Genomic DNA, 11,500 nt, shown 5'->3' with positions numbered 1-11,500 from the left:
CCGGTTTAAAATCCAAAAACAGTTTTCTTCCGTAAATAGGGACACGTTACAAGTATAAAACTCGAAATTTTACAGCATGAAGAAATACGTAGTAGTTGGCCTTATGGCGATTGGAACAATGTTCAATGCAACCGCAAAAGAGTCCACGGAAATAAATAAAGAAGTAACGCTGTTGTCCGTAGAGGAATTTAAAAAAGTTACTTCAAAGGAACTTACCCATAAAGTCGTGGAACAGTTATTAAAGGAATACCCTACATCAAAACTGGGTGGGGTTTACAAAAACGACAAAGGAGAATTTAAGCTTATAATGGTATTAAAGAGCGGCACCAGAAGGACAGTATATATAGATTCTAATGGTAATTGGCTCAAAAAGAAGTAATTAAATAAAAATTTATAAAAAAAGCTGCTTTTTAGCAGCTTTTTTTATGCCCAAAAGTGACTTTTTAAAGATACAAGTGTCTTATACTACAGAACATAAGAAATGGAAATATGGTAGCGATAATATTTACATCGATAAGTACCTTGGTATTTGTAACCTCACTTTGTGTAATGGCAAGAATGTATTGGGAAAAGGAATAAGATTATAACTACATAGTATGGGTGACATTATAAAATCAATTGTTTTAGGAGTTCTGACCGTTACGGTTTGGTTCGCGGCCTCTATAGTTATGAAAGATTTAAAAGACAATAGTTTTAAAAAAGAGAATAAAACTAAAGAACAGATAACCTTCGTGGAAACACTAACCATTGACTATGAAGGCGACACCAAGAAAATGTAAACCCTTAACCCCCGTTCAGACGCTGTCCTTGGATAGTGTTCACAAAAAATAAGGAAGTTTTTAAGATTGATTTTTTTGGTTGGTTGTAAGGGAGTTATTTCGGTAACTCCTTTACTTTTTTGTATACTTTTTACACAATATTACAACTGAGGTTACAGTTTTACCCATTTTACTTTTTCGTAATTAAGCGTAAGCAGCAACAAGTCAATTGGTTGTGCTTTTTTCAATTGTGGCACTATTTTTCTATAGTATCCTGTGAGTTTAAATGAATATAAATAAAATCACAAGAACATGAGAAAATTATTTTTAGTTGGAGCATTGGCTCTAGGAAGTTTATCGGTTATGGCAAACGGTTCGGCATTAACTTCAGATGAGGTCATTGTTACGGTAGCCCAAGATGATTTTACTGAAATTTCTACATCGGAGTTGCCCACTGCTGTTACCGACGCTGTCGCCACAAGTTACCCCACGGCCACCATTACCAAGGCGCACGTTAATTCCGAAAAGCAATACAAGTTGGAAGTGGCTCTTGAGGACGGGACAACGGGAACCCTTTACGCCGATGAGGACGGCAATTGGTTAGACTTATAGAAAGTAGTTGGTTAGTCACTATTAAGTTGGTTTGGTTTGAAAGGGGATGGCATTTTGCTGTCCCTTTTTATGTATAAATGTAGTTTAAAGAGAAATGATGTGCGACAATTAACAAAAATGGTCAGCTACTTTAGGTGAATCCTACGTACATACAGGGAACCTATAAGCTTTCCCCATGTACAAAGTCCTAATAGTTGAAGATGATGTTTCTTTTGCAAGGCTATTATCTAAGTTTTTAGAGCGAAATGGATTCATGGTTGAAACTGGCCACACGGGTATTCAAGCAGAAAAAATATTAAAGGAACATCATATCGATGTTATGCTCACGGATGTAAGGTTACCAGAATATGATGGTATAACCTTGCTCTCCAAGGTATCAGCGCCAACACAAGTGATTGTAATGACAGGTTATGCCGAAGTTGCTATAGCGGTAAAAGCGATAAAGCAAGGCGCTTTTGATTATATAGAAAAGCCCTTTATGCCAGAACAAATCCTTACGGTGATACAAGCTGCTTTAAAAAGTAATTCAGCGATTAACGTCCAAACCAATTCCGGACTTTCTACAGGAAAACCCCAAAGACCCTTTTTGGTAAGTGAAGCAGCCCTAGTCTTGGAGGAATATATTTCCTTGGTTGCGCCAACGGATATGTCTGTGTTGCTGATCGGACCAAGCGGAACTGGAAAGGAGGTAACTGCAAAAAGAATTCATGAGACTAGCAGAAGAAAAAAAGGTGCTTTTGTAGCTATTGATTGTGGTGCAATTCCCAAAGAGTTGGCATCTAGCGAGTTCTTCGGTCATATAAAAGGAAGTTTTACGGGCGCCATCAACGATCATATTGGTAGTTTTGAAGCTGCCCATGAAGGCACATTGTTCTTGGATGAAGTAGGAAACCTTTCCTATGGCAATCAAATTCATCTACTGCGGGTGTTGCAGGAACGAAAAGTAAAACGGGTAGGCAGTACCTCGGAGATATCGGTAGATGTACGCATTATTTCAGCAACTAACGAAGATTTAAAAAGTGCGGTTGAAAAAGGTACGTTTAGGGAAGATCTATATCACCGACTCAACGAGTTTTCCCTACAAATTCCTTCTTTGGTAGACCGGCAGGACGATTTGGAAGCACTTGCCAATTATTTCCTTACAGTCGCCAATGCGGATTTAAAAAGAAACGTAGTGGGTTTTTCGGATGAGGTGTGGGAAATCTTCAACGCCTATGGCTGGCCTGGTAATATTAGGGAACTCCAGAATGTCGTAAAACGGGCGGTTCTATTAACGCAGGGCGATGTAATTTTACCACTGGTTTTACCTAAAGAAATAAAACAGGCTAGTAAAGCTAAAGCTGACCGTAATGGAACTCTTTCTAAAGCGGAATTTGAAAAAGAACAGATTTTAACTGCTTTAAAAAGAACCAACTATAATAAATCCAAAGCGGCAAAATTATTGCAGATTACGCGAAAAACCCTATATAACCGGATTATACAGTATGATTTGGAAGTATAGTGAACTCATAATTTTCCAATGCTATTAGTAGCTTTTCCAGGGCAAGGCACAGCTGTTTAAACCGATCAGCGTTAATTTCGTCTGGCGTGGAATCCGCATCTAATTTTTCTAGCAGCTCTAAAAAGGGAATACAGCTTTTAATGTCCATTTGGCGGAACATGGGCAGCATACGGTGGGCAACTACGCTCAGTTGCTTATTGTTCCCTTGGCGCCGCGCAGCAATTAGTTCCATATTGTTTTTAAGTGTTTCGTTTTTGAATGTACGCAGCACATCCTGGATGGCCGCAGTGTCGTTTCCTAAAAATGAGGCCAATCTTTCTAACGAGAATAGTTTTTTATCATAAGGCTGGTAGTGTGCTATTTCAATGTGATGGTTTTTAAGGGGTACGTGTTGGTGTTCGTAAAGTTCGTACACTACGTTTAGGAGTTCCTTGGCCGTGAACGGTTTTTTAATAACTGCCGAAAACCCCTTTTGTAACAGTTCTTTTGTATCTAAATCCTGTCTTCCTGTCATGGCGATAATGACTTGATCCGTATAATGGGAATAATTTCCGGATTTTAGGTTTTGGAGTACCTCGTAGCCGGTTGCCCCAGGCATTTCAATGTCGGTCAATACAAGGTCATAGGAGAGGTTGGTCTGCCGCTCTAGTGCATCAAAATTGGTTAAAGGGATAGCGTGTATGTTCGCCCGTTCCAAGAATTTACCAATAAGTTGCAGTAAGGTATTGTCGTCCTCTATAACGAGAATGGATATTGGTTTTTCGAACGGAACCAACTTTTTTGTCTCCGTATGTGTCGTAGTTTCTGTATCAAATAAAATAGGAAGTTCAAGGGTAAATGTACTTCCTTTGCCAACCGTACTTTCCAAGAATAGTCTACCGCCCAAGAGTTCCGTAAGCTTTTTTGAAATGGTCAATCCCAAGCCATAGCCTTCCTGTGTACTCCCTGTTTTGTCGTCTGCCTGGGTAAATTCGGTAAAGATACGTTGCTGTTGTTCCTTGGGAATACCAATACCCGTATCGGAAATTTGGACTCGTACTTTTGATTCACTTTTGGATTTTTGAATCAAGCTTACAACTGTTTTTATTTCTCCCTCTAGGGTAAATTTATAGGCATTGTCCAAAATATTGGTTATGATCTGCCGGATTCGAAGTGGGTCGTTGCTAATGCTACGGTTTAGTTTATCATCAATGTCCAAAATTAGGGTTATCGCTTTACTGCTGTGGGATATAGCTATATTTTCCGCAGTTTTCTTAATGAGTTCGCCTAGGTTAAAAGTACTGTTTTCCGTTTTCATTTTTCCGGCCTCCAACTGCGAAAAGTCCAAAAGATCTTGTGCCAATTGGTTCACGTAATCCGCTGCCGATTTTATTTGGAGAAGATGTTTTTTTTGGTCTTGGCTAATTTTGGAGGTCCGCAGGAGTTCCGTGTAACCGAATATGGCATTAATAGGTGTGCGAACATCGTGGCTTACAGTCCTAATAAGACGTTCTCGGCTGCTGAGCAGCGATTCCGACAGGTGTTTTTCTTTTTCCAGTTTTTCGCGGTATAGCTTTGCTTTCCAAAAATCCTTTTTAAGGATAAAAATAAATATACCAACTACCATAAACCCAAGAACGGCTGCCAAACCAGCTAATCGAATGCTTCGTTTTAATACGGCTTCTTTTTTAATATTTTCGTTAAAGCTGTTCTTCAGGATTTCTTTCTCAAAAGAGACCAAAATCTGTCGTAGTTGTTGCGATAACTCTATATCGGTCTTGTTGATCGTGTTTTCCTTTGTTGCCAAGGATTTTGCGGCCAGGGTACTTTCATTTTTAACACCCTGGAGTAAAGCTTTGGATAAACGAAGGATACTGTCTGTTTTTTGCGCATTTTGTGCATTGGAATCGGTGTTCGGCACATTGTCGTTTAGATAGTTGGCAACTTTCTTTATAGTTTCTTGGGCCTTGGGCGAGAGCGATTTTATATTCGGGGCAAGAGCCTCGGGCGTAATAATGCCCAAGGATGCTTCCATATCGTTCAATTGTTGCAGTGCGTTCGTAATCGTTGAGCTGGTATTGTTCGTAACCTTTAGGGCAAGTAAAGCCTCAATATTCGTTTCCTTTTTGTTTAGGAGTAGTTTTAAGCTGTCCAATAAGTGCTGCTGTTGGGGACTTATGGTCATTCTTTTGATGGTGTCAATTGTATTGCGAACCGAATCTATTTTTAGAGCGTAGTCCTCAAAGTTCTTTTGTTTTTTTGACTGTACAGCCAGTTTTGATAAACTCTCAGCTTCGTGAAGTTTGGTCAATAAGGTGTTGATCATCAGCAGTTTTTCTTCGCTCCTTATCTCTGTGTTGTCGCTAAGGTAGTCCCGTATTTCCGCATAGACGAATACTGAGGCAAGCAAGGCCAATATACCTAAGAGCAGGTAACTGATCAGTATTTTTAAGGTCGATAAAGTCTTTGGAGTTTGCATACAATGTATTTACGTAGGTTACCTTGTGCTGGGTTATTTTAAGATGTTAATTCTTTTGTAAGTGATATTTTGTAGGATAGGGAGAATGGATGGAGGTAACAGTTTATAGTAACAGTAAGCAGTAGTGAGCAAGTTGTAAAAAGTAAAGTCATTTTTAGGTTGGAATTTGAAGTCATACCAGTTGACTTTTCTATTTAGCTTCCTACTTCTTGTCTCGTGCTTCGTTGTATTTCGTTAAATTTTCATTTTTAGGTTTGCAAGATTAAAAATGCGCATTACATTTGTGGCATCTCAAAGGGGTGCTAATTCCCGAACAAAATCAGGCCGGTCCTGAAAGGCGTTTAGGATGAAGCTGAGATTATACCCAATGAACCTGGGCGGGTAATGCCGCCAAGGGACCGAGCGTTTTAAATGCCCAGTAGGCGTTTTTTACGACGGGTTGGCCTTTAGGTTGGCCAACTTCATTATGGATTACACCGTCTTTAACTAGACAAAAACAAATCTTTAACTTAGAATAATAGCCCCTTTTATTCGTAACTAAATTCTAGTACGAATGAAGCTATCTATTTTTACAATTGCCGCAGGTCTTGCGATGAACATGGGCCTACAGGCCCAACAACAACAACCAACCGATTCCTTAGAAGGGAAAAAAGTAGCATTAGATGAGGTCTTTGTATCCGCAGTGAGGGTTACCAAGGCATCCCCGGTAACCTTTTCCAATCTTACCAAGGAGGAAATTGCACCCCGAAATTTGGGTCAGGATATTCCAATTTTAATGAATTTTTTGCCCTCTGTGGTCACAACCTCCGATGCAGGAGCGGGAATAGGCTATACCGGTATCCGAGTGCGCGGTAGCGATGCTACAAGGGTAAATGTAACCATCAATGGTATCCCTTACAACGATGCAGAATCCCAAGGAACGTTCTGGGTTAACATGCCCGATTTTGCATCTTCTACAGAGAGTCTGCAATTACAACGTGGGGTAGGAACATCCACCAATGGGGCGGGAGCTTTTGGAGCGAGTTTAAACTTGTTGACCGATGGTTTCTCCGAGGATGCCTTTGCCCAAATAGGTTCCTCCATAGGGAGTTTCAACACCTTACGCAACAATATCAAATTCAGTACGGGCATGCTGAACGACCATGTTGAGATTTCAGGCCGTTTGTCCCAATTAAATTCCGATGGATACATTGACCGTGCCCGTGCCGACATGGACTCCTATTTTTTGCAGGGAGCCTATAAAGATGACAATACGGTCGTAAAAGCCTTGTTGTTCGGTGGTCACGAAATAACCTACCAAGCGTGGTACGGAATTGATGCCGAAACATTGGAGCGCGATAGAACTTTTAATCCTTCTGGAATATTTACGGATGAAAATGGGGAGACTCAATTCTATGATAATGAAGTAGATAACTACAAGCAAGATCACGCCCAATTGCTGTGGAACGAGCAAATAAACGAATATTGGAGTACCAACATCGCCTTACATTATACTAGAGGAAGAGGATTTTTTGAACAATTTAGGGAAGACGACGATTTTGAGACCTATGGTTTTGATCCACTTACGGTAAATGGTACCGAGGTAAATACCACGGACCTTATTCGTAGAAGATGGCTGGACAATGATTTCTACGGTACCGTTTTTTCGGCCAATTATAAAAAGGATAAATTGGACCTAATCATGGGCGGTGGCTGGAACCGTTACGAAGGAGACCATTTTGGCGAGGTGATATGGGCACGTTTTGCGAGCGATAGTGAAATAAGAGATAGGTATTATGAGGACAACTCTACAAAGACCGACTTCAATTTTTACACCAAAGCTAATTATCAGTTAGATGAACAATGGTCGGTTTATGGGGATTTACAGTACAGAACCGTTGGATATCAAGCCAATGCCATTGAGACCGGTCTGGTAGACGATACCTTTAATTTTTTCAATCCTAAAGTGGGTCTAACCTTCGACTTAAATCGAAACAATAACTTCTATTTTTCCTACGCCGTGGCCAATAGAGAGCCCAATAGAAACGACTACGAAGGTGGTAATCCTAAACCGGAGCGGTTACAGGATTATGAGTTGGGTTGGCGCTATGTTTCGCCTAGCTTACAGGTAAATACGAATATGTACTATATGCAATACCAAGACCAGTTGGTGCTTACGGGAGCATTGAACGATGTTGGTGCGCCGTTGCGAGAAAATGTAGGCGATAGTTACCGTTTAGGTCTGGAAGTGGATGCGAACATTAGTATCGGGGAGAAGTTCGCCCTAAGACCTAATGCCGCACTGAGCATTAACCAGAATAGGGATTTTATATTTGAACGGGATGGGGTATTGGAAGAATTGGGTAATACGAATATTGCATTTTCGCCCAATGTAGTCCTCGGCAACATATTTGTGTATAGCCCTACCACTAATTTTCAGATGTCTTTATTATCTAAATATGTAGGCAAGCAGTATATGGGAAATATAGATTCGGATACTTCGGTTTTAGATGCCTATTCCCAGACCGATTTCAATATCCAGTATGAATTAAAATGCAATGGTTTTTTAAAGAGTATTGTGTTTTCTGGCTTGATAAATAACATTTTCGACGCGAAGTTTGAATCCAACGGATATTTCTTCACGTTCGATGACGATTTTTCTACACCAAATGTGGTAACTACCATAGAGGGAGCAGGCTTTTATCCGCAGGCAGGAACCAATTTTTTATTGGGCGCAACGGTTAATTTTTAAAGGGGAAAAGATGTTTCAAGATTTGAAACTTCGCCTTAGGGATGATGGTTTTATAACCACGAATATTCCCGCATCTAAGGATTCTGTTCTAAGGACCGCTTTACAACGGTTCTTGGAATTGCCCTTATCCGAAAGAATGCAGTATTCTCAAAAGAAATTGGGAGTTGCCTTTGATGGCTACTCCTATATGGGGCAGACAGACAGTCTCAACCAATATGATAAAGACCTGTTACATTCTTTTGTATTGTCGGATATCAGTACGGTAGAGACCTTCCCCGAAACTTTTCAAGAATACCTGAAACAAGAGTTTCCCGAGCAGTTGGCATATATTAATGCGCTGGAGAAAAAAGTGCTACATTGGTTAGGTGTTTCTGAATTAGACCTGTTTTATGATGATTATATAAAACAGATGGTTTCCTGTAATTACTATCCGGCATTAGCGTTGACGGATCAAAAAACAAAACCCTTAGACCGACTCTCTTTTCACACCGATGTTTCCTTGTTTTCCGTTTTCCTGTTTGGATTGGAGTCCGGCTTTGCCTACGAGAAATCCAACGGGAAAAAAGTACTGCAAAACGCCATAGATGAGGTAGTCCTTTTTCCGGGTTGTTTTATGGAACTAATGACCAATGGAAAAATAAAAGCTTTGAACCATGGTGTGATATTACCGGAAAATAGTAGTGAAGAGCGATTTTCATTTGCTTTTTTCTCTATACCCGAGCCAAGGGCAAGCATTCAACACAGTTCATTTACCGGAAGTGGTAAAGCATATTACGAATACTACCTAAACAAGTTTTAAATGAAAGGGGAAATTCTTGCTTTGGGCTTGGAAATTATGGCCGTACTCTTTGGTTTGGCCTATTTGTTTTTTCTGATACAGGAAAAACGGACATGCTGGTTGTTCGGCATCGCAGCTTCGTTATTGAGTATTGTTCTTTTTTATCGGAACAACTTGTATTCAGAGGCCATTCTGTTTGTCTACTACGTTATTATTGGAGTGTACGGCTATTGGTTGTGGACCACAAAAAGTGCGCAGAACACGCCGGTCGAGATTATTAAAATACCTAAAAAAATACTGCTGATAAGTGTCGTTGTGGGGTGTTTAGGTGCTTTATTCCTAGGTTGGTTCTTTTCGAATCACTCAGATGCGGATAGCCCTTATTTTGACGCTGCAACAACGGCTTTTAGTTTTGTAGCCAGTTATTTAGAAGTGAAAAAATACATTGCAGCATGGTTGTTTTGGATACTCATTAATGGAGCTACTATTTTCTTGTATCAATCCAAAGATTTAAATATATACACCCTGCTTACTATGGTGTATTTTGCATTCTCCTTTTTTGGTTTCTGGAACTGGAGAAAAAAGTATAATAATAATAAGATGGTGTCCGCTTAATGCGGATATCATGTAAAAACGAAAACGATGAAAAAATTTACAATTGCCTTGGATTGGACGGCAAATACAAACCATACCGGTTTTTATGTTGCCAAAGCCAAAGGATTTTATAAAGAATTGGGTTTAGATGTAACGATAACTACTCCCGATATGGACAATTACAGTGTTACTCCGGCGAAAAAGGTAGAACTGCGCCAAGCGGATATGGCCTTGTGTCCGTTTGAGAGTGTGGTGAGTTATCGCACCAAGGCAACTCCGTTCGAGGCGGTCGCCATTGCCACTATTTTTCAAGAAGATATAAGTGCCATAGCAACTTTGGCCAATGGAAAAATTAAACGCCCTGCAGATTTGGACGGAAAAAAATATGCATCGTACAAAGCGCGTTATGAAGACGAAATTGTTCGGCAAATGATCAAGAACGATGGCGGTGTTGGAGATTTTGAAATAAGCTATCCGGAGAAACTGGGCATCTGGGAAACCATCTTAACTGGCAAGGCGGATGCCACGTGGATATTTAGAAACTGGGAGGGCGTACAGGCAGCAAACGAGGGTATAGCACTAAATCTTTTTAAAATGTCCGATTACGGTATTCCTTACGGCTATTCCCCGATTATTTTAGCCAGTGAAAAGTTAGTTTCCGATAACGAAGGAGATTACGCCCGTTTTTTGGAGGCCACCAAAAAAGGCTATTTGTTCGCCCAAGCAAATCCCGTTAAAGGAGTGGAGTGTATTGCGCCTTATGTAGCGAAGCAGGATTGGGATATAGATCTTTTACAAAGTCAGGAATTCACTTCCCCTTTCTACGGCACTATGGATACTTGGGGCGTTATGGATAAACAGAAAGTAAAGGCCTACTTGGATTGGTTATTGGAAAATAAGCTGGAGCAGCGTTCTTGTACGGTGGCCGAGTTGGTGGTTTCTGGCTTGGTTTAAGAATCTGGTTTGTTATAAATTTTATTATCTCAGTAATCCCACTGTCTTCAAATAATCAAAACTCTTTTTGAGCTCCGATTCAGGATTGGCTGCCATATCCTGTTCTACATAAAAGTGTTTCACCCCTTTTTCCCGTGCAAAGGAAATAATGGAGGGTATATCCAATACGCCTTCCCCCAAGGCGGTCATATAGGGGAACAGGGCGATCCACTGACTGGGTTCGCCGCCATCGCCAGAAAATCGCACCTTTTCCTTCATGTCCTTAATGTGCATTAACCGATAGCGATCGGGGTATGCTGTAAGATATGCTATGGGGTCCGCTCCTCCGGCAATGGTCCAATAGATATCCATTTCAAAAAAAACAAGATCGGGATCTGTTTCCTCAAAAATAAGATCCAAGGGTATTTGACCAGCTACTTTCTGTAACCCGTAGCCATGATTGTGGTAGGCAAATTTCAATCCTACTTTTTTTGCTTTTTCGCCTATTTCATTAAATTCCTCGGCCACCCTTTTATAGTCATCCAAGGTTTGTCGTTTGGCCTCCGGGATAGAGGGTAGGCCAATATATTCAAAGCCAAGTTGGTCACCGGCCTCGCCAATTTGCTCCATGCGGGTCTGCATGGTATCCATATCGGCATGTGCGGCAGTCACCTTTATCCCATGGTGGTCCAAAATTTTCTTGACCTCTTGGGGCGAATGTCCAAAATAACCGCTGCCGCTAAAACCTAAGTTCGGGGTAATGGTGTTCCACCGTTCTTTAATGGCATCCACACTGAACGGAAAGGGACCGTACATTTCAATTTCTTTATAGCCTATTTCCGAGATCATTTGGATCCCTGCATTAAAGTCCTTTTCCAAAAGTTTGGGGAGCGAGAATAACTGTACGCCCACCTTAGATGGTTTTGGGCTTTTGCGGCTCGTAGCCAACGCCGGTGCAAATGCCAAGGCGGTAGCTACGGTACTTATGTTTTTAACGAAGCTTCTTCTTTTCATGCAAGTTGGATTATTATTGGTGGTACTTATGTGCGTAGTTCCGGTGGTTTAAAAATTTGAGGAGTTCAGTGTTCTAAAGTGTGCCATAGGTAGCGGTTTTATCAAATCACGGGAATTCGAT

At 40.7% G+C, this 11,500-nt stretch carries 10 protein-coding genes; 8 read left to right on the top strand and 2 right to left on the bottom strand.

Annotated elements, in window-relative coordinates:
* The first annotated feature begins 76 nt into the window (after nucleotides 1-76).
* From ACFQZJ_RS16075 to ACFQZJ_RS16060, 4 genes are all read left to right on the top strand, one after another.
* A complete protein-coding gene (locus ACFQZJ_RS16075; protein ID WP_379935898.1) occupies nucleotides 77-379 on the top strand; it encodes a hypothetical protein in 303 nt (100 codons plus the stop codon).
* 217 nt (nucleotides 380-596) lie between these two features.
* Nucleotides 597-779, top strand: a complete 183-nt coding sequence (locus tag ACFQZJ_RS16070; protein WP_379935897.1) for a hypothetical protein — start codon at nucleotides 597-599, stop codon at nucleotides 777-779.
* Nucleotides 780-1,070: 291 nt separating this feature from the next.
* Nucleotides 1,071-1,370 carry a hypothetical protein gene (locus ACFQZJ_RS16065; RefSeq protein WP_379935896.1) on the top strand — a complete coding sequence of 100 codons (300 nt, stop codon included), beginning with the start codon at nucleotides 1,071-1,073 and terminating at the stop codon, nucleotides 1,368-1,370.
* Nucleotides 1,371-1,545: 175 nt separating this feature from the next.
* Nucleotides 1,546-2,871: a sigma-54-dependent transcriptional regulator gene (locus ACFQZJ_RS16060; RefSeq protein ID WP_379935895.1), complete on the top strand. Its 1,326-nt coding sequence runs from the start codon at nucleotides 1,546-1,548 to the stop codon at nucleotides 2,869-2,871.
* Here ACFQZJ_RS16060 and ACFQZJ_RS16055 read toward each other — a convergent pair.
* Complete coding sequence (locus tag ACFQZJ_RS16055; RefSeq protein ID WP_379935894.1) at nucleotides 2,846-5,329, bottom strand: hybrid sensor histidine kinase/response regulator; 2,484 nt, start codon at nucleotides 5,327-5,329, stop codon at nucleotides 2,846-2,848. The genes ACFQZJ_RS16060 and ACFQZJ_RS16055 overlap by 26 nt on opposite strands.
* A 553-nt stretch (nucleotides 5,330-5,882) precedes the next feature.
* Between ACFQZJ_RS16055 and ACFQZJ_RS16050 the strand changes: the two genes are divergently transcribed.
* Genes ACFQZJ_RS16050 through ACFQZJ_RS16035 form a run of 4 tightly spaced genes read left to right on the top strand, consistent with a single transcriptional unit; the run spans nucleotide 5,883 to nucleotide 10,386 of the window.
* The gene (locus ACFQZJ_RS16050; RefSeq protein WP_379935893.1) at nucleotides 5,883-8,060 is read left to right on the top strand and encodes a TonB-dependent receptor; all 2,178 of its coding nucleotides are present in this window, start codon (nucleotides 5,883-5,885) and stop codon (nucleotides 8,058-8,060) included.
* A 10-nt stretch (nucleotides 8,061-8,070) separates the two neighbouring features.
* Nucleotides 8,071-8,859 (top strand): 2OG-Fe(II) oxygenase family protein, encoded by a 789-nt coding sequence (locus ACFQZJ_RS16045; RefSeq protein ID WP_379935892.1) that lies wholly within the window; start codon nucleotides 8,071-8,073, stop codon nucleotides 8,857-8,859.
* Complete coding sequence (pnuC, locus tag ACFQZJ_RS16040; RefSeq protein WP_379935891.1) at nucleotides 8,860-9,453, top strand: nicotinamide riboside transporter PnuC; 594 nt, start codon at nucleotides 8,860-8,862, stop codon at nucleotides 9,451-9,453. It abuts the gene before it with no gap.
* 27 nt (nucleotides 9,454-9,480) lie between these two features.
* Nucleotides 9,481-10,386, top strand: coding sequence for an ABC transporter substrate-binding protein (locus ACFQZJ_RS16035; RefSeq protein WP_379935890.1), 906 nt, complete (start codon nucleotides 9,481-9,483; stop codon nucleotides 10,384-10,386).
* Between the two features lie 24 nt (nucleotides 10,387-10,410).
* Here ACFQZJ_RS16035 and ACFQZJ_RS16030 read toward each other — a convergent pair whose 3' ends face one another.
* Complete coding sequence (locus ACFQZJ_RS16030) at nucleotides 10,411-11,379, bottom strand: sugar phosphate isomerase/epimerase family protein (protein ID WP_379935889.1); 969 nt, start codon at nucleotides 11,377-11,379, stop codon at nucleotides 10,411-10,413.
* Between the last annotated feature and the right edge of the window lie 121 nt (nucleotides 11,380-11,500).

It is taken from the genome of Maribacter chungangensis (assembly GCF_042676845.1).
Taxonomy (GTDB): Bacteria; Bacteroidota; Bacteroidia; order Flavobacteriales; family Flavobacteriaceae; genus Maribacter; species Maribacter chungangensis.
This window is presented reverse-complemented; position numbering and strand designations above follow the sequence as displayed.